The organism is Roseinatronobacter monicus (assembly GCF_006716865.1).
Lineage (GTDB): Bacteria > Pseudomonadota > Alphaproteobacteria > Rhodobacterales > Rhodobacteraceae > Roseinatronobacter > Roseinatronobacter monicus.
In genome coordinates this window covers 1320432-1342486 of record NZ_VFPT01000001.1, presented here as the reverse complement: position 1 = coordinate 1342486, position 22055 = coordinate 1320432, and the positions used below count along the sequence as shown (strand labels likewise).

The 22055-nt window shown below is 58.8% G+C and carries 19 protein-coding genes, 2 tRNA genes and 2 pseudogenes; 12 read left to right on the top strand and 11 right to left on the bottom strand.

What is annotated here, in order from left to right:
• Window positions 1-141 precede the first annotated feature (141 nt).
• A complete protein-coding gene (locus BD293_RS22655; protein ID WP_170207077.1) occupies window positions 142-306 on the top strand; it encodes a CopG family antitoxin in 165 nt (54 codons plus the stop codon).
• Between the two features lie 112 nt (window positions 307-418).
• On the top strand, window positions 419-832 hold the full coding sequence (locus tag BD293_RS06265) for a BLUF domain-containing protein (protein ID WP_142080347.1): 414 nt from the start codon (window positions 419-421) through the stop codon (window positions 830-832).
• 249 nt (window positions 833-1081) lie between these two features.
• On the opposite strand, the pseudogene BD293_RS06260 reads toward BD293_RS06265, so the two are convergent.
• Window positions 1082-1417, bottom strand: a pseudogene (locus BD293_RS06260) (IS1634 family transposase); the annotation flags it as partial.
• A gap of 69 nt (window positions 1418-1486) precedes the next feature.
• Here BD293_RS06260 and BD293_RS23060 point away from each other — a divergent pair.
• Together BD293_RS23060 and BD293_RS06255 are read left to right on the top strand one after the other, a co-directional pair.
• Window positions 1487-1735 (top strand): hypothetical protein, encoded by a 249-nt coding sequence (locus tag BD293_RS23060; RefSeq protein WP_170207012.1) that lies wholly within the window; start codon window positions 1487-1489, stop codon window positions 1733-1735.
• A complete protein-coding gene (locus BD293_RS06255; RefSeq protein WP_142084381.1) occupies window positions 1617-3770 on the top strand; it encodes a recombinase family protein in 2154 nt (717 codons plus the stop codon). Before BD293_RS23060 ends, BD293_RS06255 begins: the two co-directional genes overlap by 119 nt.
• On the opposite strand, the pseudogene BD293_RS06250 reads toward BD293_RS06255, so the two are convergent.
• Window positions 3729-5144, bottom strand: a pseudogene (locus BD293_RS06250) (IS1634 family transposase); the annotation flags it as partial. The gene BD293_RS06255 and the pseudogene BD293_RS06250 overlap by 42 nt on opposite strands.
• A 201-nt stretch (window positions 5145-5345) precedes the next feature.
• Between BD293_RS06250 and BD293_RS06245 the strand changes: the two are divergent.
• Both BD293_RS06245 and BD293_RS06240 read left to right on the top strand, forming a co-directional pair.
• The gene (locus BD293_RS06245; protein WP_142080346.1) at window positions 5346-6305 is read left to right on the top strand and encodes a hypothetical protein; all 960 of its coding nucleotides are present in this window, start codon (window positions 5346-5348) and stop codon (window positions 6303-6305) included.
• Between the two features lie 77 nt (window positions 6306-6382).
• Window positions 6383-7075: a DUF2259 domain-containing protein gene (locus BD293_RS06240; protein ID WP_170207076.1), complete on the top strand. Its 693-nt coding sequence runs from the start codon at window positions 6383-6385 to the stop codon at window positions 7073-7075.
• Window positions 7076-7163: 88 nt separating this feature from the next.
• Here the strand turns inward: BD293_RS06240 and BD293_RS06235 are convergent, their stop codons facing one another.
• Complete coding sequence (locus tag BD293_RS06235) at window positions 7164-7682, bottom strand: D-galactarate dehydratase (RefSeq protein WP_142080344.1); 519 nt, start codon at window positions 7680-7682, stop codon at window positions 7164-7166.
• Window positions 7683-7765: 83 nt separating this feature from the next.
• Here BD293_RS06235 and moaA point away from each other — a divergent pair, with 83 nt between their 5' ends.
• Window positions 7766-8770: a GTP 3',8-cyclase MoaA gene (gene moaA / locus BD293_RS06230; RefSeq protein WP_142080343.1), complete on the top strand. Its 1005-nt coding sequence runs from the start codon at window positions 7766-7768 to the stop codon at window positions 8768-8770.
• Window positions 8771-8791: 21 nt separating this feature from the next.
• Here the strand turns inward: moaA and BD293_RS06225 are convergent, their stop codons facing one another.
• From BD293_RS06225 to dapD, 6 genes are all read right to left on the bottom strand, one after another.
• Entirely contained in the window at window positions 8792-9892 is a 1101-nt protein-coding gene (locus BD293_RS06225) for a pyridoxal phosphate-dependent aminotransferase (protein WP_142080342.1), read from the bottom strand.
• Window positions 9893-9937: 45 nt separating this feature from the next.
• Window positions 9938-11464 carry a cryptochrome/photolyase family protein gene (locus BD293_RS06220; protein ID WP_142080341.1) on the bottom strand — a complete coding sequence of 509 codons (1527 nt, stop codon included), beginning with the start codon at window positions 11462-11464 and terminating at the stop codon, window positions 9938-9940.
• A complete protein-coding gene (locus tag BD293_RS06215) occupies window positions 11458-12123 on the bottom strand; it encodes an SDR family oxidoreductase (protein ID WP_142080340.1) in 666 nt (221 codons plus the stop codon). The genes BD293_RS06220 and BD293_RS06215 overlap by 7 nt, the downstream gene beginning before the upstream one ends.
• Before the next feature lie 67 nt (window positions 12124-12190).
• Window positions 12191-12406, bottom strand: a complete 216-nt coding sequence (locus BD293_RS06210) for a DUF2798 domain-containing protein (RefSeq protein ID WP_142080339.1) — start codon at window positions 12404-12406, stop codon at window positions 12191-12193.
• A 75-nt stretch (window positions 12407-12481) separates the two neighbouring features.
• A complete protein-coding gene (gene ileS, locus BD293_RS06205) occupies window positions 12482-15409 on the bottom strand; it encodes an isoleucine--tRNA ligase (RefSeq protein WP_142080338.1) in 2928 nt (975 codons plus the stop codon).
• 196 nt (window positions 15410-15605) lie between these two features.
• Window positions 15606-16436: a 2,3,4,5-tetrahydropyridine-2,6-dicarboxylate N-succinyltransferase gene (dapD, locus tag BD293_RS06200; RefSeq protein ID WP_142080337.1), complete on the bottom strand. Its 831-nt coding sequence runs from the start codon at window positions 16434-16436 to the stop codon at window positions 15606-15608.
• Between the two features lie 138 nt (window positions 16437-16574).
• On the opposite strand from dapD, the gene BD293_RS06195 reads away from it, so the two are divergent.
• The 4 genes from BD293_RS06195 (at window position 16575) to BD293_RS06180 (ending at window position 18762) form a co-directional block, all read left to right on the top strand.
• A complete protein-coding gene (locus tag BD293_RS06195) occupies window positions 16575-17345 on the top strand; it encodes an LOG family protein (RefSeq protein ID WP_246086351.1) in 771 nt (256 codons plus the stop codon).
• A 124-nt stretch (window positions 17346-17469) separates the two neighbouring features.
• Window positions 17470-17545, top strand: a tRNA-Thr gene (locus tag BD293_RS06190).
• 200 nt (window positions 17546-17745) lie between these two features.
• The gene (locus BD293_RS06185; protein WP_142084376.1) at window positions 17746-18630 is read left to right on the top strand and encodes an MBL fold metallo-hydrolase; all 885 of its coding nucleotides are present in this window, start codon (window positions 17746-17748) and stop codon (window positions 18628-18630) included.
• A gap of 57 nt (window positions 18631-18687) precedes the next feature.
• Window positions 18688-18762 (top strand) — tRNA-Asn (locus BD293_RS06180).
• A gap of 378 nt (window positions 18763-19140) precedes the next feature.
• On the opposite strand, the gene BD293_RS06175 is transcribed toward BD293_RS06180, so the two are convergent.
• Together BD293_RS06175 and BD293_RS06170 are read right to left on the bottom strand one after the other, a co-directional pair.
• Window positions 19141-19920: a LytTR family DNA-binding domain-containing protein gene (locus BD293_RS06175; RefSeq protein WP_142080336.1), complete on the bottom strand. Its 780-nt coding sequence runs from the start codon at window positions 19918-19920 to the stop codon at window positions 19141-19143.
• 31 nt (window positions 19921-19951) lie between these two features.
• A protein-coding gene (locus tag BD293_RS06170) for an IS630 family transposase (RefSeq protein ID WP_142079576.1) occupies window positions 19952-21015 on the bottom strand; the annotation gives its coding sequence in 2 pieces (ribosomal slippage) (window positions 19952-20527 and window positions 20530-21015; 1062 coding nt in all).
• A 213-nt stretch (window positions 21016-21228) separates the two neighbouring features.
• On the opposite strand from BD293_RS06170, the gene BD293_RS06165 reads away from it, so the two are divergent.
• Window positions 21229-21873, top strand: a complete 645-nt coding sequence (locus BD293_RS06165) for a DUF2306 domain-containing protein (protein ID WP_142080335.1) — start codon at window positions 21229-21231, stop codon at window positions 21871-21873.
• The last annotated feature ends 182 nt before the right edge of the window (window positions 21874-22055 follow it).

The following is a 22055-nucleotide window of genomic DNA, read 5'->3' as shown; positions in this document are numbered from 1 at the left end:
ATCGCCTTTTTTACGAGTTTTCGTGTTATGCCGCACCATATTTGGTAAGTTGCGCTAGTCTACACTTCTAGGTTTTTGTTCAAGACGACAGGCTCTGATACTTTGTGCACAAGGTCAACTTAAACATTGAAAGAGCAGATCATGTCAAACCCTTCCCAGACTTCCGTCCCCGTTTTCACCACTGACAAGGACGCCGAAGACTTCCTCGATCAAGACCTCTCCACGCTCGATGTCTCTCAATTCAAGCCGACGCGCTTTGAAGAGCAGCCGAAACCTGCCCAGCCAATCAAACGCACGCGGCGCTGAACAAACAGCCGAAAACACGCGCCCCCCACCCCTCGCACAAACCCCACATTTCTCCGTGCATCCTTTCCCCATTTGCCGCAAGATGCCCCAAACCGAAGGGAGCATTGCCGCCATGTCACTTTACCGCATCATCTATTCCTCGCGCCCGTTTGGCTATGACAGCAGCATGCTCAATGGCATCCTCATGCAAGCGCGCCGCGCCAATGCGCGCGATGACATCACCGGCGCGCTGATCTGCCGCGAAGATGTGTTTTTGCAACTGCTCGAAGGCCCCGAAGACAAGGTCAAACAGACAGTCGAGCGGATCAAGCGCGATGACCGCCATATCGAGGTGCGGATGCATGTCGAGAAAGAGGTGCCAGAGCGCATGTTCGGCGAATGGGCCATGCTCCATGACCCCGCTGTGTCGTGGATCTGGACGCAGGCGGAAATTGACGATGACGCGGTCGAGCGCGCGCCTGCAGCCGAAGTGGAAGGGTTTTTCATCCGTCTGCGCGATCAGGCCGACGCGCCCGATGCTGTCTGAGGCGTAACATCCGCGCCTTTCCCTGATTTATCACTGAATCCGCCCCTCCCCCCTGTTCAGAGGGGGCGCGCGCGGCGCTGTGCATCTAGGTTGGCCCAAACCTCAGGCTCTACGCTGGCCCCTTGGATGCGTTCGCGCAAATGCGCCCATATGGCCGCCAAGCCTGTTTTCCCAAGTTCATCAGCAAAATCGATAAGTGTTTGATTTCATTTAGGCCGAATGGCCAAAAATGTTACAACAAGGGCGCTGTCAGGTGGGTTTTGGCAGGTTGAGTGTTTCGAAGAGGTCCAGTTGCTCCGGTGTGGTGTTGCTTATTCCGTGGAAGCTGCGGTTTCCGGCGTATGCCGTATGTTTCTGAATGCGCGACAGGATGTCGAGGGCGAGCTGAGGACTTGCGTGATGGCCTTTGGCCTTCAGGCGCATGCGCATGACTCGGTGCAGGGTGAGGGCCAGAAAGCAGATCAGCGCATGGGCGCGGATACGGTCTGGCAGCCGGTGGTGAACCGGCGCAATCTCGATGTCGGATTTCAACACGCGAAAGCCACGCTCGATATACCATAGAGCCTGCCTCTTATAACTTGACAGAGCATGATGATCCCCCCAGAATCGGATTTGAAGCGCTTCGCGCGCTCGCACGCTGGATGGGATCACGCGATGAGCGAAGTACCGTCAGTTCCAGAATTTCAGATGCTGCCGTTGGATCGACGGCAGGAGGCCATCGCACTGTTGGGGCGGATGGCGCTGCGCCAGATCCGCAGCGCGATCGAGACCAAGGAGAGCGATGATGACGTCAGAATCGATCATGGTCCCGCGCGCCCAGAGTTTACCCGAGAAAGTCTGCGGACAGCATCGCGATCGCCAAGCGATCGTTTATATTCGCCAATCAACGCTGCAGCAGGTTGAGCGCAATCAGGAATCGACACGGCTGCAATACGCTCTGGTTGACCGGGCTTTCGCACTTGGCTGGCCGCGGGAAGCGATCGTCGTGGTCGACGATGATCTGGGACGCTCGGGCGCCTCGATCGAGGGACGGCTTGGCTTTCAGCGGCTGGTAGCAGAAGTCGGACTGGGTCGTGTCGGATTGGTCCTTGGGGTCGAGATGTCACGGCTTGCGCGCTCGTGCCGGGACTGGCACCAGTTGTTGGAGATTTGCTCCCTATTCGATACATTGATTGCGGATGCCGATGGCGTTTACGACCCATCGAATTTCAACGATAGGCTCCTGTTAGGCTTAAAGGGGACAATGAGCGAGGCCGAACTGCATATTATCAAGGCAAGAATGCTGGAGGGGCGACGTGCGAAGGCCCGGCGCGGCGAACTCGCAAAGAGTTTGCCAGCGGGTTATGTAGCGCGCCCGTCGGGGGAGGTCATCTTCGAACCTGATGAACAGGCCCAGGGCGTCATCCGTCTTATCTTTGATTTGTTTGAGCGGCTGCGGTCGGTTGGAGGTGTGCTGCGGTATCTGAACGAGCACAATATACAGATGCCGATACGCAGGAAAGATGGCCCGACCAAGGGTGATCTTGAGTGGCGCCGCCCAAGCCGAGCCACGCTGCATAACCTGTTCAACAATCCTATTTATGCCGGTGTGTATGCCTGGGGTGCGCGGCCCGTCGACAGGCGGCGCCAGAAGCCGGGGCGTCCTGGAACCGGGCGCTGCGTGAAGGCGCCGGACAATGTCGAGGTGTTTCTGCCAGACCGGTTGCCGGCCTATATCAGCTTGGAGCAATTCGAGAGCATCCAAGCGCAGATTAGGGCCAACCTGCCGAGCGCGCAGGGGCCGGTCCGGGCTGGAAGCGCTTTGCTATCGGGCATGGTGATTTGTGGCGCGTGCGGCTTGAGGATGCAGCCAACCTATAACAACAATGGTCAAGTCGCGCGCTACATCTGCAATGGCATGCACATGGCCTACGCAGAACCAATCTGTCAGTCGCTTAAAGCGGCCCCGGTTGATGAGGCTGTGTCGCGCGCTATCCTGCGATCGCTGGAACCAGCCGCGCTCGAGATCAGTCTTGCGGTCGCCAGCGACCTTGAAGCGGAACGCAAATCTCTCGATCGTCAATGGCAGCAGCGTCTTGAGCGCGCCCAATTCGAGGTTGATCGCGCCCGGCGGAGTTATGCCAGCGTCGAGCCAGAGAACCGACTGGTTGCGCGTAGTCTCGAGAAGAGTTGGGAAGAGGCGCTGGCGAGCCAAGCGCGCCTCATGGTTGATTATGACCGCTTCCAGCGCGAACGTCTGCAAGCACCGAGCCGCACTGAACTGGAGGCGATCCGTACCCTTACCCAAGATCTCCCCGCGCTTTGGCAGGCGGCAACAACCACACAAAGAGAACGACAGGAAATTGTACGGCTGCTGCTCGAAAGGGTTATCATCAAGATGGTTGATGACACCGAGCATGTGGAGGTCACGTGTCATTGGCATGGCGGCAATCAAACGATGCACAAGGTGATCCGTCCTGTCGCGCGGATCACCGCGCTCAGCAGCTATCCGGCACTGATTGCGCGCATGAAGGAACTCTACGAAGCTGGCCACAGTAGCCGCTGCATTGCCAATATTCTCAACGAAGAAGGCTTTGTCCCCCCCAAGCGTCGTAACACCTATACCCCCGAAATGGTCCGCCACCGCCTGGTTGCGGCGGGCATCGCCAAACCACAGCGCAAAAAACCCAGCGCCTCAGCGATGATTGTGCGCGAACCCGACGAGTGGACAATCCGAGAATTAGCCGAAGCCATCGGCATGCCTCAAGCGACCCTGTATTATTGGGTCGCCAACGGCCGCCTAAGCAGCCGCCTGGTTAAACATGACCGCAAACCGGTGAAGCTGGTGACTGCTGACGCGACAATGATCGAGGATCTTAAAGCGATCCGCGCGAGCCCGCCCCACCTGAGGCGCCTGCCGCCCCGGCAAAGCGCAGAACAACTTAAACTTATCACTTGAGAGTCGAAATGTCTGGTCGATATCGATGTCGGCCAATGCCTTATAGCGCGCGACGGCGTCAGCCGGTGTGATCTCGGGGACATTGGTCAGCAGGACGAGCTTGCCATCAAACAGGGCCGCTCGGGCGATGGCGTCTTCATCGACTTCCCAACTGAACCGGTCTGCCGTCAGATCCGCCTTGATGAAGCGCGTCAGTTCCGCGTCTGAAATGGCGCGGACAAACCGGCTATAGGCCCCCCGATCTGAGGCGCGACGGCCTTTCTCGCTTTTTCCTTCGTCCTGGAGATCAAGCTTTGCGACCATGGCATTGCCCATGGCATCGAGCTCATCAATTCTTGCACGGCGCGCCGCACCCTGTTCCTTTGCGCGCCCGGAATCATGCGCCACAATCAGGCGGTGCCCTTCAAAGCTGGCCTCGCGCAACCCGTCACCGTCGCTGAAGTCGAAATTCTGGAAGGTTTCCAGCAGGTCGCTGTAGCGACGCGCAGGCACGGCCAGAATGAACTCCAGCTTGCGTCCGTCCTGATCGGCCATCTCGGTCAGATGATGGATGTTATCGAGGCTCAGCAGGCCGCGATCTGCGACAAGGATGATGCGCAGGATGGGGAAGCGCTGCATTACTTTCGAGAGCATGCCCTGAAGGGTCTTGGTCTCGGACACATTTCCTGGATGCACCGTGTGCATGAGGGGCAGGCCATCGGCGGTCTGCACCACGCCCAACACGAACTGGCGCGCGATGCCGCCTGTTTCCTTGTTCATGCCAAAGGCGCGAACATCATCTTCCAGCCGGGCCTCGCCATGAATCCGCACGGTCGTCAGGTCGTAGAAGACCATTGTGAGATCGTGATCCACGAGTGGCCTGATCTGGCGGGCCAAAGCCTCCTCGACACCCTCAGCGTTGTCCATCAACGCGTCCATGGCGCGAAGCAAATGCTGATGGGTAACGGTCTCGGGCATGGCGGGCATGGCAACAGTTTCCAACCAACGCAGGCAGCCCAGCTTGCTTGTGGCATCGCACAGCCTGTTGAACACCATGGCTCGAACAAGCGCTTCCGCATCAATGCTGCGCTTGCCGGAACGCAGCGCCCGGTTGAGGGCCCGGTCGAACCCAAGGTCTTTCCACAACTCATGCAGGGCAAAGACCGTGCCATAGGTGCGGGCGGGATCGTGTGTAATCTCGTGCGCTGTGTTCTCAAGGCGCCCAACGGCTCTGTTCAACCCATTGATCAGGGGATCAAGCTTATCCGGCGACAGCCTGTCCAGCCGGCCGAGGTTGGCGACCACCTTGATCCTGACCTTTCCTTCCGCGTCGCGATGCCCCTCCACCAGCTGGAGATAGCTTCGACCGCCTGATTTTGAGATGCGCGTATACATTGGACTAACGTTAAGTCCGAATACGTCAAACATGCAAGCCAATTATCAATGAAACGTGTTACAACAAGGCTTTGCCAAAGCAGGAGCCTTTGGGACGGTAACTCATTGAAAAATATAGCATTGGAAAACCGTAGCTAGAGAATTTACCCAATTTGCTGTCGAACTTCGGTGTTTTGAGCGAGCACTCAGAAAGGACAGACTATGTGGGACTTTTCATTTCGGCGCGCGATTGGTTTGATGATGCAAACCCTGCCCTTCGTGTTGCTGCGCATGGCGGTCTATTTCGGCGCAGCGCTGGCCTATGTGTTGGTGACAGGCACAGGCGCGGGGATCGGCTGGGGCATCGGCGCGATGGGGGATGACGGGTTTCGGGCATCAGCCACGTTCTTTGGCGGGCTGACCGGGTTCGGGATTGTCCTGATCGTCATGTACTGGCTGCGTGAATACATCCTTTATATGGTCAAGGCGGGCCATATTGCAGTGATGGTCGAGTTGATCGACAACCGCCCCATGCCGCAGGGCCGCAGCCAGATTGGCCATGCACAGGCCATGGTGCGCGAGCGCTTTGGCGAGGCCAGTGTGCTGTTCGTGATTGACCAGTTGATCAAGGGGGTCTTGCGCGCGATCACCGGCCTGATCCGCGGGGTGTTCACCTTGCTGCCCATCCCCGGTGTGCGCCAGCTTATCACCATTCTGCGCGCCTTTTTGCGCGTGGCGGTGGGCTTCATCGACGAAGTAATCCTTGCTTACGGCATGCGCACGCGTTCGACCGACCCTTACGCCTCGGCGCGTGCGGCACTGGTGCTTTATGCGCAGAACTACAAGCCCATGCTGAAGAATGCAGCATGGATCACGCTGTTTGTGTATGGGCTGATGGCGGTGCTGTTTTTCGTCATGCTGGCCCCCGCTGCGCTGATCAGCAATCTGTATCCCGGTGGCATGTCGGCGATGGGCGTGGTGATTGCCTTTATCCTTGCATGGTCCGTCAAGCAGGCGGTGCTGGAGCCGCTGGCGGTGGCCTGTCTGCTTCAGGCCTATTTCCGCACGATTGAGGGGCAGGTTCCAAACCCTGAATGGGATGCGAAACTGGATGGAATGTCGGGCAAGTTCCAGAAACTGAAGTCCCGCATTGGCCCCGAGAGCCGCGCGGTGGCGGAATGATCCGGCACCTGCTTGCGGGTTTGTGCTGCCTGCTGGCCTCGGCGGTCGGGGCGACACAATAGACCCATGACCGTATCTTGGGCTTTTCCGAGGATGGGCGTTACTTCGCCTTCAAGACTTACGGGCTTCAGCGCGGCTCTGGCCTGCCATATGTCAATGTCTACGTCGTCGATCTGGTGCGCGATGCATGGGTCGAGGGCACGCCCATCCGCGCCCGCCTTGGGGAAGCGGCAATGGCCGAAGTCGAAGCGGCCCCTTTCGCAGCGCTTGAGGACAAACGCGCAGAGGCGATGCAAGCCGCCGCCCCGATCTTGCACGAGTTGCGCATCCGCCGCCCCGCAACAGTGCTTTTTGCGGCAGGCATCGGGCAAGCGCATCTGGACCGCGATGTGACAGAGATTGTCATTCCAAACCCTGATGACCCGACACGCGACCCTTGGGGGCAAATGACACTTGCACTGACCAGCATATCGCGCCCCAGTACATTGGAATATTGCGACGATCCGCGCGGTTTTCGACTGGAACAGCTTTCAGCAGATGCCGCACCATTGGTGCTGCATGAAGACCAGCGCGTTCCGGCCTCGCGGGGATGCGCGCAGGCGTACCGTCTGGATGCTGTGGTTGCCGCCGGGTATCCGAGCACCGAGACACCGCTTGTTGCCCTGATTTCAGTCTGGCAACAGGGGTTTGAGGGGCTTGCGCGCGATGTGATTGCGCTGCCGGTGCCAGTTGCCCAATCCCATTTCGTGCGCCCGATGGCAGCGCCCTAATGGTCGGAGCAGGACATGGGCTGCTTGACGTAGTGGGGCAAGGTTTCGGAGTTTTTGGACCACGCGGATCGGGGTGCGAAGTGGCGCCTTATTCAGCGTAGACCCGCAGCCGCACCAGTTGCGTCAAGGACAAGCCAAGGCTGTTGAACGCTGACAGTGACAATTGGCTGCCAGATCCCGGCTCTGCCCCCGATGGGCGCAATTCAACGCCAAGCGATGCGCCGCCATCTTTCACTTCCACACGTCCACGCCTCTCGGTTGTGACAAGGCCAGTCTTCAACCATAGCCCGGACTGCGTGGGGCTGCCCAATGCCGCGAGGGTTTCGCCCAAAAGCTGCGCGCTTGCCCCGGATGGGGCAAGCGCAGCGGCGCGTTCTTCTGCGCTGGTCTGATCCAGCGATTCAGGGCGCAGCCCAGTTTGCCCAAGGCTGCCCACCAGTGTTTCGCTGGGCCGCGTTTCTGGCCGGGCTGTTTCGCTGTCAGGTGCTTGCACCGCAACATCACCCGTATCTGGCTGTGCGCCGCGCCCGAAACCGGGCAATTGCTGACACGCGGCCAGCAACGGTAGCGCGAAGATAATGGCAAGAACAGGTGATCTATGTGTCATGCGCTGAACATAATGCGAAAGGACACGCACAGCAATGCTCTTGCCCCTTGCCGTGCGCACTTGTGATAGCTAGTTTCCTAAATATGAATGCACCCCTTATAGACCCGTTTGCCCGCCCGATTTCATACCTGCGCGTCTCTGTGACGGACCGCTGCGATTTTCGCTGCGTCTATTGCATGGCCGAGAACATGACCTTTCTGCCAAAGAAAGAACTTCTGACGCTGGAGGAGTTGGACCGCATCAGCACCACCTTCATCCGGATGGGTGTTGAAAAGCTGCGCATAACGGGGGGAGAGCCGTTGGTGCGCAAGGGGATCATGACCTATTTTCAGGCCATGGCCCGACATCTGGACTCAGGCGCCCTGAAGGAGTTGACCCTGACCACCAATGGCAGCCAGCTGCGCCGCTTCGCGCGCGATCTGGCGGATTGCGGGGTGCGTCGGGTCAACATTTCGCTTGATACGCTGGACGACAAGAAATTCGCTGACATCACCCGCTGGGGCAGACTGGCGCAGGTGCTGGACGGCATTGATGCCGCACAGGAAGCGGGCTTGCGCGTCAAGATAAATGCTGTGGCCCTAAAGGGTTTTAACGAGGAAGAGTTGTTCACGCTTCAGACATGGTGCGCCGAGCGTGGCATGGACCTGACCTTTATCGAAGTTATGCCAATGGGCGATCTGGGCAACGAAGACCGGCTGGACCAGTATTGGTCGCTCAAAGACCTGCGCGCAACGCTGGCCGAGCAATTCAGCCTGACCGATCTGACCGAGCGCTCGGGTGGACCTGCGCGCTATGTCCGGCTGGAAGAAACGGGCCAGAAAATCGGTTTCATCACACCCATGACCCATAATTTCTGCGAAAGCTGCAACCGCGTGCGCCTGACCTGCACGGGCGAGTTGTATATGTGTCTGGGGCAGGAAGATATGGCCGACCTGCGCGCGCCCTTGCGCGCAGCGCCCGATGATACCGTGCTCGAAGCGGCCATTCGCAGCGCCATCCTGCGCAAACCCAAGGGCCATGATTTCGACTATTCGCGCCAAAAGGTCGATGGGCAAGTATCGCGCCACATGAGCCACACTGGCGGCTAGGCCGCTTAGTCTTGCGCGCGATCAGATATTGCGCAGCGCCTGCGGCAAGGTTTCGGCAAAGACAGCCAGTTCAGCGGGCGGCCCGGCAGAAACACGGATGCAGCGGTCATGTGGTGCGACAAAAGGCATTCGCACAAACACATCGCGTGACATAAGTTCCTTCACCAGCTTGCGGGCATAATCGCCATCATGGCCACAATCCATCGTCACGAAATTCGTGGCAGATGGCAAGGCGTGCAGACCGTTATTGGCGGCAATCTCGCTCAGCCCATGACGCGCGGCGGCAAGCTCAGTTTGCACCTTTGCAAGCCACGCCTGATCGTGCAGCGCCGCCAGCGCGCCCGCTTGCGCCACGCGCCCCACGCCAAAATGATTGCGGATACGGTCAAACATGGCAATCAACGGGGCCGCACCGATTGCATAGCCGATTCGCAATCCGGCCAGTCCATACAGCTTGGAGAAGGTGCGCAGGCGGATCACGCGGGTATCTTGCGGGTCAAGTGGCGGGGCTGTGCCATCGGGGGCGGCGTCGATATACGCCTCGTCCAGCGCCAGCAACGTGCCTTCGGGCACCGCATCAATCATGCGCTGGACAATCCGCGCGCTGTGCCAACTGCCCATCGGATTGTCGGGGTTGCAGAAATACAAAAGCTTGGCCCCAACCTGTTCAGCGCGCACCAGCAGCGCTGCCGGGTCTTCGTGGTCGTCGCGGTAGGGCACCTTGTGCAGCGCACCCCCAAATCCCGCAACATGGTAATTGAACGTCGGATAGGCCCCGTCCGATGTAACCACAGCGTCGCCGGGTGCCACCAGCAGACGGACCAGATTGCCCAGAATGCCGTCGATCCCCTCGCCCACCAGAATATTCTCTGGCGCGATCTGGTGATGCTCGGCCAACGCCATGCGCAGATCAAAGCACTCACTGTCGCCATACATCCATGCCTGCGGCGCGGCGGCCTGCATGGCGGCAATCGCTTGGGGTGACGGGCCAAAGCCGCTTTCATTCGCCCCCAGCCGCGCCCGAAATGCGCGGCCCGAGGCACGCATATGCGCTTCTGGCCCCACAAACGGGACCGTTGCAGGCAGATTTTCGACCAATTCTGTAAAGCGTGCGTTACTCATGACCCTAGGGATAGGCGAGAGGCAAAGCCGGGGCAAGCCAGAGTTTCACACAAGCGTACCCTTGCTCATCCGGTCAAGAAACGCATCCGCATCGGCCAGCACTGTCTTGCGGCGCCCCTCGTCCATCCGGTCAAAGGTGCGGTACATTTGCGCCATACGCGGGTTGCCTTCAAAGCGGTCGCGGTGCCGGATCAGGAAATGCCAATAGAGCAGATTAAACGGGCACGCACTCTCGCCCGTCTTGTCCTTGACCTTGTAATGGCAAGATTTGCAGTAATCCGACATACGGTCGATATAGGCGCCCGAACTGACATAGGGTTTGGACCCCACAACGCCCCCATCGGCAAATTGCGACATGCCCACGACATTCGGAGCCTCGACCCATTCATAGGCATCAGCATAGACGGCCAGATACCATTCATGCACCTGCGCGGGGTTGACCCCCGCCAGCAGCGCAAAATTGCCCGTGACCATCAGCCGTTGAATATGGTGGGCGTAGGCCAGATCCCGTGTCTGACCAACAGCTTGCGAGATGCAGTTCATGCGTGTCTCGGCCCCCCAATAGAAGGCGGGCAGTTTTCGCTGGTGGTTCAGCGCATTGCGGCGCGGATAATCCGGCCCTTCCAGAAAATACACACCCCGCACAAATTCCCGCCAGCCGATGATCTGGCGAATGAACCCCTCGACCGAGTTCAGGGGCGCTTGCCCGTCCAGATACGCTTGCTCAACCCGCTTGCACACCTCCAGCGGCGTCAGCAACCCTGCATTCAGATAGAGGCCAATCACCGCGTGATACAGATACGGGTCACCCTCGACCATGGCATCCTGATAGGTGCCAAAATCGGGCAGAGATTGCGTGACGAAATGTTCCAGCGCATCCAGGGCCCCTGCCCTGTCAGTCTGAAACTGGAATGGGTGCAGTGTACCGAAATTGTCAGGAAATCGTGCCGCGACCAGCTCAAGCACCTCTGCCAGAATCGGGTCCACCTCAATCTTGGGCGGGCCTGCGCGAAACATATCGGGTTTGGCGGGCTTGCGGTTGTCGTGGTCAAAATTCCACTTGCCGCCAGCGGGTTTGTCCCCGTCCATCAGCAGGCCCGTTTTGCGGCGCATATCGCGGTAGAAATACTCCATCCGCAGCGCCTTGCGCCCCTCGGCCCAATCTTCAAATTCCTTATGGGTCGCCAGAAAGCGGTCATCTGGCAGCAGCGTCATGGTCAGCGGAACGTCCTGCAAAGCATGGATCAGGCGCCACTCTCCCGGCTCTGTCGCCAGAACAGATCGCGCGCCGCAATCTTGCGCGCGGCGCAGCAATTCCGCCGGGATGGAGCCTGCATTCTCAGGGTCATCCAGTTTGGTATAGGCAACCTGCCAGCCCTCTGCGCGCAGATGGGCGGCAAATTTGCGCATTGCGGCGAACAGAAAGGCAATCTTCTTGGGATGGTGCGGCACATACTCCGCCTCGGCCGCGACCTCTGCCATGACCACGACATCGGTGTGCTTATCAGCCTGTTGCAGCGCCGAAAGGCTGTCGGTCAACTGGTCGCCCAGCACAAGAACCAGCCTCACCACGCCACTTCCTTTCCTGCCCAATCAAAGAACTGTCCGGACTCCTCTGGCCCCAAGCGGTCAATCACCTGCAACAGGTTGGCCGCTGCTTCTGGTGCGGGGACTGCGGGGTGGCGGCCAAGGTATTTCTCGGTAAAGGACGTGGCAACAGTGCCGGGGTGCAGCGCCACGCAGACCGCTTGCTTGTGGCTGCGCCCCAATTCTATCGCGGCACCCCGGATGATCTGGTTCAGTGCGGCCTTGGCGGCGCGGTAGCTGTGCCAGCCCCCTGCCCGATTATCCCCGATGGAGCCGACCCGCGCAGATAGGGCGGCCATCACGCAAGGTGCATCGCGCGGCAGCAATGCTGCCGCATGTTTCATCACCAGCGCCGGACCAATAGTGTTAAGCGCAAATTGCAGCGCCATGCCTTCACCAGTCAGGTGTTTTAATGCCTTCTCAGGCGCATACCCGGCGATCTCCAGCGCACCTGTGGCGATGATGATGCGCTGGAATGGCCCGTTTAGTCCGCCCAAATGATGTACGATTGAAGCTTCATCCGTCACATCCAGCCCATGCGTGCTGCGTGACAGCCCTGTAACCTGCCAGCCTTGCGCTGTCAGTTCGCTGCATAACGCGCTGCCAATTCCGCCCGATGCACCAATGATCAAAGCCTGTTTCATGCCGCCTCCTTGTTGACGCACAAGCTAGGGGGCGCGCGTGGCCTGTCCAGTGGCGTCAGGGGCCAAGTTACTTGGCGGCGCTCAGCGCCTCGGCCCAGCGGCGCGCGATCGGCGACAAGATAACGGCCATGGGCACCGCAATGCACCATGCGACAAACCACGCTTGCACCCAGCGCAACGGGAATCCTGCATCCATGCCAGTATTGATAAAGGTGATAATGCCAGAGATCACAACCGACATCATTGTGCCCATCAACAGCCCTGTAAGTATGCGCAATTTCATTTTGTGCCTTTCATTTGCCCACAACACAATCATAGTCATGAATGTGTTGTGGGCAAGGAAATTGGCCTGTGCGATTTAGCCCAAGGCGCTGTTACATCTTGCACAGGTGCCGGGGTGGCTATGGGTGCCGACATCGGGACTGATCTTCCAGCAGCGTTGGCATTTCTGGCCCTCGGCACGTTCAAAGATTACGCCGATGCCCTGCACTTCGGGCAAGCGGAATGCCTCTGCCGGGATCGGGTCTGCGGTCAACGAGATGTCAGAGGTGATGCAGATATCCGCGAAATCCAGCGATTTCAGCGCCGCCATGACCTGCTCATCACGCACATGCACCACAGGTGCTGCCTCGAGTGAGGCACCGATCACCTTGTCACGGCGCTGGATTTCCAGTGCGGCGGTCACCACACGGCGCGCCTGACGCACCCCGGCCCATTTCTGCGCCAACGGCATGTTCAGCCAATCGGCGGGCGTGTCGGGGAAATCCTGCAAATGCACAGAAGCATCCTCGCAAGGAAAGCGCGACAGCCAGACATCTTCCATCGTGAACACCAGAATCGGCGCAAGCCATGTTGTCAGACGGTGGAACAGAGTATCCAGCACAGTCCGTGCGGCACGGCGGCGCTGGCTGCCCTGCGCATCGCAATACAGCGCGTCCTTGCGGATGTCGAAATAGAAGGCCGACAGATCCGTCGTCGCAAAGGTAAACAGCTTCTGGAACACGCCCTGAAAATCATAGGCCGCATAGCCCTTGCGCACCTCGATATCCAGTTCCGCCAGACGGTGCAGAACCCATTGCTCCAGCTCTGGCATATCTGCGGGGTTCACGCGCTCGGCGTCGTTGAACCCGTCCAGATTGCCCAACAGGAAACGCAATGTGTTGCGCAGGCGGCGGTAACTATCGGCGACCCCTTTCAGGATTTCCTTACCAATGCGCAAGTCAGCCGTGTAGTCGCTTTGCGCAACCCACAGGCGCAGGATATCTGCGCCATATTCATCAATCACCGCTTGGGGGGCGATGGTGTTGCCAAGCGATTTGGACATCTTCATGCCCTTCTCGTCCAGCGTGAACCCATGCGTCAGCACCCCGTGATAGGGCGCGCGGCCCTTGGTGGCGCAGGCTTGCAGCATGGAGGAATGGAACCAGCCCCGGTGCTGGTCGGTCCCTTCCAGATACAGGTCCGCAATCCCGTCGGGCGCACCGTCGTCGCGGTCGCGCAAAACAAACGCGTGGGTTGAGCCGGAATCGAACCACACATCCAGCACGTCGAACACCTGGGTATAGGCGCCGGGGTCGTGCAAGCCGTCCAGCATGCGGTCTTTGAACCCGTCCGTATACCAGATATCCGCACCATGTTCTTCAAACGCGGCCTTGATGCGCGCATTCACCGCCGCATCACGCAGCAGGAAACCTTCGTCATCGGGTTTCGCGCCGGTTTTGACAAAACAGGTCAGCGGTACGCCCCACGCACGCTGGCGCGACAGCACCCAGTCAGGCCGCGCCTCAATCATGGAATACAGGCGGTTGCGCCCTGTCTGCGGTGTCCATTTCACAAGTTGGTCGATGGATTCCAGTGCGCGCGCACGGATCGTGTCGCCATGCGTGCCCATGCCATCCTCGAGCGGCTTGTCGATGGCCGCAAACCATTGCGCGGTGTTGCGATAGATCAGCGGCGCTTTGGACCGCCAGCTATGCGGATAGCTGTGGCGCAGCTTGCCCTTGGCAAACAGCGCGCCTGCATAGGCCAGTTGCTTGATGACAGCGACATTCGCGCCGCCTTCCTTGCCATCGGGCTTGACGATCACCTCGCCCCCAAACAGCGGCAGATCAGCGCGGTAGCTGCCATCTTCCAGCACGTTATAGGTCATGGGCAGGCCATGTCTCAACCCGATCTGATAGTCGTCATCGCCGTGGCTTGGGGCCGTATGCACGAACCCTGTGCCCGCCTCATCGGTCACATGATCGCCGGGCAGCATGGGGACATCGAAATCCCATTCGCCAGTCGCGCCCTGGACGCTGCGGAAGGGGTGGGCAAGGGTCAGTGCGGCCAGTTCCTCGGCGCTGACGGTGCGCAGGCGGGTGGCGTTCACCTTGGCAGCCGACAACGCGCTTTCGGCCAATGCATCGGCAAGAATGACCTGTGCGCCAAGGTCTTCTTTCGCGCCGTCCAGAAGTTCGGACACTTCATATAGGCCATACTCGATATCAGGGCCGAAACACACCGCGCGGTTTTGCGGGATGGTCCAAGGCGTCGTTGTCCAAATTACAACCGACACACCCATTTTCTTGCCAGAAATACTCAAATCCGACGCTTGCGGACCATAATCAGCGACGGGAAATTTCACCCAGATCGTATGCGAGGTGTGCTCGTGATACTCCACCTCTGCCTCGGCCAGCGCGGTTTTTTCCACCGGCGACCACATCACGGGCTTGGACCCCTGATAGAGCGAACCGTTCATCAGCAGCTTCATGAACTCATCCGCGATCACGGCCTCGGCGTGGTAGTCCATCGTCAGGTAGGGGTCATCCCATTTGCCAGTGATACCAAGGCGTTTGAATTCCTCGCGCTGGATGTCGATCCAGCCTTCCGCGAAGCGGCGGCATTCCTGACGGAAATCGACGATGCCAACCTTGTCCTTATCCAGCCCTGCCGCGCGGTACTGCTCTTCGATCTTCCATTCAATCGGCAGGCCGTGGCAATCCCAGCCCGGCACATAGCGCGCGTCACGCCCCAGCATTTGCTGCGAGCGCGTAATAAAATCCTTCAGCACCTTGTTGAGCGCGTGGCCGATATGCAGATGGCCATTCGCGTAAGGGGGGCCATCATGCAGGATGAAAGGTTTGCGCCCCTCGGCGCTGGCGCGCAACCGGTCATATACGCCCAGCCGTTCCCAGCGCGCCAGCCATTCAGGCTCTCGTGCAGGCAGGCCAGCGCGCATCGGAAACTCGGTCTGCGGCAGGGTCAGCGTGTCTTTATAATCGGGATAGTCGGTGGTGTCAGTCATGGTCGGATACCTTGCGAATTAGGAAAAACATGCAAGCGCCAAAGGGAACCCGGCACTCTGGGCGCGTCAGAGTGCCGGGAGCCTAATTCGCTGAATGATCCGTATTCCGAACATGGGGTGCGTTATAGGAGGCAAGTTGCAAAGGGTCCAGAGGGCGCGCGCTTGCGCGGGCATTACGCACGCCCCGCATGGCCATTCAGTCGCGCAACAACTCGTTAATGCCGGTTTTCGAGCGGGTCTGTGCATCCACCCGTTTGACGATCACCGCGCAATACAGATGAATGCCTTTCTTTGACGGCATGGAGCCTGCAACCACCACCGAATAGGGCGGCACCTCGCCAAAAGTCACAGCGCCGGTTTCGCGGTCCACAATTTTGGTTGATTTGCCGATAAAGACACCCATCCCAAGCACCGAACCTTCGCGGATAATGCAGCCCTCAACCACTTCCGAGCGCGCGCCGATAAAGCAATTATCCTCAATAATTGTGGGCCCTGCCTGCATCGGTTCCAGCACGCCGCCAATGCCGACACCGCCCGACAGATGCACATTCTTGCCGATCTGCGCGCAAGACCCGACTGTGGCCCATGTATCCACCATCGTGCCGCTGCCGACATGCGCACCAAGGTTCACAAAGGACGGCATCAGCACCACACCGGGCGCGATATAGGCAGATTTGCGCACCACCGCGTTGGGCACAGCGCGAAACCCTGCGGCTTTCCACTGTGCGGCGTCCCAGCCCTTGAACTTGCTGTCAACTTTGTCCCACCAGCCGCCGCCCTGTGGGCCGCCCGACTGTGGTTCCATATCCTTGATGCGAAAACCCAGCAACACAGCCTTCTTGGCCCATTGATTGACATGCCAGTCGCCCGACTCGCTGCGTTCAGCCACGCGCAATGCGCCCGAATCCAATGCCTCCAGCGTGGCCTCGATGGCGTCGCGTGTGGCGCCTGTTGTCGCTGGAGTGATCGCATCGCGCTTCTCCCATGCGGCCTCGATTGCGGTTTCCAGCGCAGCGTTATCTGTCATAGCAAGCTCCATGGGTCTGGTCATCTGTTGGGCTTCGCTATAGCGTCGCACGGATCAAACCGCAATTGGCCCACGCGACCGGAGGCTTATTTGACCGACCAGACCAAGAAGCGCCCCTTTCCCGATGCAAGCGAAGACATCCGCTACTGGGACGAGGCCCCTGACACAGCGCAAACGCGCCATCCTGCCTACAAGCTGGCCTTCGCCGACAGCGATTTCATGCTGCGCGACGAATTGCGCCCCGTCCGGCTGCAACTGGAGCTGCTCAAGCCGGAACTTCTGATGAATGAACGCGGCATTCAATCCACGATCGTCATGTTCGGCGGCGCGCGCATTCCCAGACCAGAACATGCCGAGGGCGCAAAGACCAAGACCCTGTCCGAGCTGTCACGCTTCTATGATGTGGCGCGTGAATTTGCGCGCCTGATGACGTTGCGCTCGGTACAAAGCTACGGGCGCGAGGATGTCATTGTGACAGGTGGCGGCCCGGGTGTGATGGAAGCGGGGAACCGTGGTGCGAAAGATGCAGGGGGCGTCTCGATCGGTCTGAATATCGTGTTGCCGCACGAGCAGGCCCCAAATACCTATGTCACCCCTGAACTCTGCTTCAACTTCCATTACTTCGCCATCCGCAAGATGCATTTCCTGATGCGCGCGAAGGCGATAACTGTATTCCCCGGCGGATTTGGAACTCTGGATGAGATGTTCGAGACCCTGACCCTGATCCAGACCGAGCGTATGCACAAAATGCCCTTCATCCTGTTCGGACGCGAATTCTGGACCCGAATCATCAATTGGGACGCGTTGGCAGAGGCTGGGACAATTGCGCGCGAAGATCTGGACCTGTTCCATTTCGCGGAAACGGCCGAAGAAGCCATCGCAATCATTGATGGGTTCAACGCCGCGTAGCCACCCCTGCCTTTCACTTATGGGACGCAGGAGGCGCGATTGGAAAAATGTCGATTCCAACACACATAAATCGAGATTTTGACCTTTACTCAGGCCAAATTTCCCCCTAAACGCTGCGTCCAAGGCCCCTATAGCTCAGCTGGTAGAGCAACTGATTTGTAATCAGTAGGTCCGCGGTTCGAGTCCGTGTGGGGGCACCATACTCTAAGTAGCTTTCGCCAAATCAGCGCTGCTGACAGAATGTACTTTGACGTGTTGCGATGCAAAAACACTTCACTACCTTTGGCGATACACCATCCATACCAAGGTGCAGGATGCCCGCGTCCCTGCGGCAAGCTGATTGCCTGACAGGTGAATTTGCGCCATCCTTCGATCACCCTGCAAATGGTCCCTTGCCTTGATGCACTGTCTTGAGCCTGAACTGCATGTGCTGCGTGCGCCCAACCCCTCGCCCATGACGGGCGATGGCACCAATACCTATATCGTTGGAAGAAATGATCTGTGCATCATAGACCCCGGTCCCGATGATGAAGCACATTGTGCAACATTGCTGCACCTCCTGCGTCAAGGCCGTCGATTGCGCAAAATTCTTGTCACGCATTCACATCTCGATCATTCCCCGCTGGCGCGCAAGCTTGCCGATCATACAGGGGCAGAGGTTCTTGCTTTTGGTGATAGCCTCGCGGGGCGCTCCGCGCATATGAATGCGCTTGCGCAGACAGGGGATGCGGGTGGTGGTGAAGGCGTTGATGTTGCGTTCCGTCCGGATCAAACGCTGCGGGATGGCGATACAATTCAGATCGAAGGCGATATGATCCGCGCGATCTGGACACCGGGCCATTTCGGGAATCACTTGTGTTTTGAATGGCGCGGGGCCGTGTTTAGCGGAGATCATGTGATGGGCTGGTCGAGCACATTTGTATCGCCGCCCGATGGCGATATCGGGGCCTATATGCGCTCTCTCGACCGATTGACGAAGGAATCGCCCCGGCGCCTCTATCCGGGCCATGGCGCACCGGTTGATGCCCCGCTCCAACGGATTGCCGAATTGCGCGCACATCGCCTCGCCCGCGAAGAGGCTATCCTTGCGCGGCTTGCACATGGTGCACGCACACTCCCACAGCTTGTCGCCGAGATTTACACCGACACGCCAACTGCGCTTCACCCCGCTGCCGGGAGGAATGTCTTTGCGCATTTGATAAACCTGCACGAACGCGGACAGGTAAAATGCCATCCCACCCTTGCGCCAGAGGCGATTTTCGCACGAGTTGAAAGAGAATGCTAAATTGACAAGGAATCGCTCTGGACGCGCCAAAGAACACTTGTTATAGCGCTCACGTGGTCCGGCGTAGCTCAGCGGTAGAGCAGTTGACTGTTAATCAATTGGTCGTAGGTTCGATCCCTACCGCCGGAGCCAAAATCCTGTAAGCTACTGAAAACACGTCCAAAGTTATAAGTTGCTTCGGATGTGTCAATTCAAACTGTACCGCTATGGCGGTGTTTTCTCGTACAGTATTCCAAGATGGGACGCGCAGTCAGGTTCTGGCTGGGTCTGGTCGCATCGGGAACACGCGCGCCATGTCGCTAATCTCCCTGCCTTCGTCCTTGTAGTTACAAAGCACGGCTGCACGGCGAGACGGCGAAGGAACCTGAGCACGCAGAATTAAGCCGGTTTGACCTTACTTCACCTCTCGATTGAGGAAGAAAACCCCGAACGCGTCGCCGCACACCGACCACATAGCAAGCACAGAATCGGACCTGACATCAGCACCTGCCATGTGCTGATACTGTGCGCCTAAAGCCAGCCCGCCTGTTTCAGATCTGGCCGGAAGGACCGTCCCACAGGAACAGACCGCCCGTCGATAAGCCGCAGAAAATGGCGTTGGCCATTGCGCGCAGAAGCCTCGACAGCGTCTTCGGCAACCCACCAAGAGCGGTGGACCCGGCGGCCGATCCCGCCCAGTTCGCGCGCTGCGTCCTCCATGCGGCACAGGATCACCTCGGTTCCGCCGGTTGTGTGAACGGCAAGATAATGATCCTGCATCTCAAGGCACAGCAACCGTCCCTTGAGTGGGCCGGGCAGTCGGGCAAGAAACAGAGCAAGGCCAGTCACATCTGCACGCTCTGGGGTTGTGGGGGTGCCTCCTTTGGCTACTGACGGCGCCTTGGTCGCGGCGTCACGCATGTCAACCCAAGCGTAAACCGGCAATGAAATCGCTGCGAGCAGGACGAGAACCTGCCAATAGAGGGTCAGCACAGATTGGGGCCAGCCAATTCCCGACAGCCCGTTCGCCAGCACCACGACCCCGGTGGCCGGGACCGAGACGACCAGCGCCCCCAGTATCGGCACGGTAAACCGCGGCGCAGGCAGGCGGTCGCTTGCCAACGCCTCGACACGACGAATGCCTGCATCGGCCAGCACCCAGTTGAATGAGACAACCGTCAGCCAATACCCCAGCCGGGGCAAGAGCGTCAGCAGATCATAGGTGCCGAACGGACCAATCAGCCCCAGCACGCCCCCGACCCCCATCGGCGCGACAAGGCGCGGGGCGACATTCCTGATCCATTCACGCATCGTGAACACATCTCATACCAATCAGCATTGATCAGAACTCTTGAGCCCAGTCGCGGGTTCCAATGGAGGTGATTGTGTCGGGCATGCTGACCAATTTGTTCCAAGCCTTGCAGCAATGATCTACGATGTCTTCATAGGTTTCGAAGATGAGGTTTGATAGCCAGTTGTCTCGCATGAATTGCCAGATGTTTTCGACTGGATTGAGTTCTGGGCATTTTGCGGGGATCGGGATGATGGTGATGTTGTCCGGAATGACCAGCTTGTCAGTCATGTGCCATGCGGCTTGATCCACGAGCACAGCCCCATGTGCTTTGGGTGCGACAGTTTGGGAGATTTCAGCAAGATGCAGGGCCATCGCTTCGGTATTGCACGCTGGCAGCACAAGACCTGCAGCTTTCCCGAGGGCTGGGCAAATCGCTCCAAAGATGTAGCTTGAACTCGTGCGCTGATCATGTGGGGCGGAAGGTCGCGTACCGCGCTTCGCCCATCGGCGCGTGATCTTGTTTTTCTGGCCGACACGCGCTTCATCTTGGAACCAGACTTCGATCACAGTGCCTTGCAGGAGCCGTGCGCGGAGCTTTGCTACTGCGGCTGCAAACCCTTTTTTTTAAAGTCCTCCAGTGCGGCTGTATCTTGCGCGTGATGGCGCGGGCGTGCTGTGAGTTTGACATAACCAAGCGCCCTGAGTTCCCGGCTTATCGACGTCTCGTGAAGTGAAATCCCAAATGTGTCTGCAATCCATTTCCTCAGATCACTCAGGCGCCAGCGGACGACCCCATGGACCGATAAGGTCGGACCGCTCTCAACAATTGCAGCAAGCGCCCTGCGCTGCTCATCGTTAAGCTTAGACTGCTGACCAGGAGCTTTGCCGTTGATCAAGCCGTCAGGCCCGCGGGCATTAAACCGCTCCACCCAGTCACGGACAATTTGTAGGCCAACACCACCAATCCGAGCAGCATCGCTGCGCCGACCGCCATCATAGATCTCCGCCAGCGCCAAAAGCCTGCGGGCTTGGTTGGCATCCTTTGTCTTTCGCGCAAGTTCTCTCAACTTCATGCCGTCGTAGTCTGTCCGTAACGCGAGCGCTGCGCCCATAGAGAGGCCCTCCCCAGAAAATCTGACGCCATTGAGTCAGATCTTCATAGATTTGGGAATCCCAAAACCCTCAGAAGAGTCAGATTTCGCGAGACTTGGTATTATGATGTCGTTCGCGTATTTTCTCAACCGTTTCCGTAGCTTCTCTGGCCAACTTGCAGCGCCCCAGATTAACGCTTTGTCAAGACACCACATCAGACGGGAGTTTTCGACATGACCACCGCCATTTTGATCGTGCACATCCTCGCGGGCGCGCTCGCCTTGGGAATGGCCGGAACCGCCATAGGGACGACCAAAGGCGAGATCTGGCATCGCCGTGCGGGCAATACCTATGTGCTCTCGATGCTGGTGGTCACCCTGACCACATTCGCGCTGGTGGCGATCCGGCCCAACCTGTTCTTGTTGGTGATCGGCATCTTCAGCTTTTATCTGGTGTTCACGGGCTGGCGGGCTGCCCTTCTGCGCGATGGCTGTCCCCGCTGGCCGGACCATTTGGGCGGGTTGGCGATGGCTGTGACAGGGCTGCTCATGATGGGGCTTGGTCTGCGCGGGCTCGCAGGCGGCGGTGGCGCGCAGCCGGTCATCCTGCTGGTCTTTGGCTCTATCGGGTTGACCATGGCCCTGTCGGACTGGCGTGACAGGCGTGACTGGCGCGCCGGGCCGGTTGCGGGCAAGGCACGGGTCGCACGGCACCTGACGCGGATGCTGGCCGGAACCATTGCCACGATCACCGCCGCGGTTGTTGTCAATTTCACCTTCCTGCCCGCGCTCGTCACTTGGCTGGGTCCGACGGCGCTGATAACGCCGCTTATCTTCTGGTGGAGTGCCCGTATCATGCGCGGCAGCGTGTCGGTATGATTTCCAAAATTGATGTCGAAGAGATGTGACGCTGTTCGCCCAGCCTGTTACCCCTTTCCACAACGGTGTCACCCCCGTCCATTCTGCTTTGCCGGTCAAGCTGTTTGCATCCCGCAATCCGTCCTTTATCGGGACCCAGCAATGTACGCCATCCGAATGTCCTGCCCTGAAGTCGGTGATGG

Bases quoted from the DNA above. Each gene is read 5' to 3' on its own strand.
- BD293_RS22655 (WP_170207077.1), top strand. From the start codon at position 142: ATGTCAAACCCTTCCCAGACTTCCGTCCCCGTTTTCACCACTGACAAG.
- BD293_RS06265 (WP_142080347.1), top strand. From the start codon at position 419: ATGTCACTTTACCGCATCATCTATTCCTCGCGCCCGTTTGGCTATGAC.
- BD293_RS23060 (WP_170207012.1), top strand. From the start codon at position 1,487: ATGAGCGAAGTACCGTCAGTTCCAGAATTTCAGATGCTGCCGTTGGAT.
- BD293_RS06255 (WP_142084381.1), top strand. From the start codon at position 1,617: ATGACGTCAGAATCGATCATGGTCCCGCGCGCCCAGAGTTTACCCGAG.
- BD293_RS06245 (WP_142080346.1), top strand. From the start codon at position 5,346: ATGTGGGACTTTTCATTTCGGCGCGCGATTGGTTTGATGATGCAAACC.
- BD293_RS06235 (WP_142080344.1), bottom strand. From the start codon at position 7,682: ATGACACATAGATCACCTGTTCTTGCCATTATCTTCGCGCTACCGTTG.
- moaA (WP_142080343.1), top strand. From the start codon at position 7,766: ATGAATGCACCCCTTATAGACCCGTTTGCCCGCCCGATTTCATACCTG.
- BD293_RS06225 (WP_142080342.1), bottom strand. From the start codon at position 9,892: ATGAGTAACGCACGCTTTACAGAATTGGTCGAAAATCTGCCTGCAACG.
- BD293_RS06215 (WP_142080340.1), bottom strand. From the start codon at position 12,123: ATGAAACAGGCTTTGATCATTGGTGCATCGGGCGGAATTGGCAGCGCG.
- BD293_RS06210 (WP_142080339.1), bottom strand. From the start codon at position 12,406: ATGAAATTGCGCATACTTACAGGGCTGTTGATGGGCACAATGATGTCG.
- ileS (WP_142080338.1), bottom strand. From the start codon at position 15,409: ATGACTGACACCACCGACTATCCCGATTATAAAGACACGCTGACCCTG.
- dapD (WP_142080337.1), bottom strand. From the start codon at position 16,436: ATGACAGATAACGCTGCGCTGGAAACCGCAATCGAGGCCGCATGGGAG.
- BD293_RS06185 (WP_142084376.1), top strand. From the start codon at position 17,746: ATGCACTGTCTTGAGCCTGAACTGCATGTGCTGCGTGCGCCCAACCCC.
- BD293_RS06175 (WP_142080336.1), bottom strand. From the start codon at position 19,920: ATGCGTGAATGGATCAGGAATGTCGCCCCGCGCCTTGTCGCGCCGATG.
- BD293_RS06165 (WP_142080335.1), top strand. From the start codon at position 21,229: ATGACCACCGCCATTTTGATCGTGCACATCCTCGCGGGCGCGCTCGCC.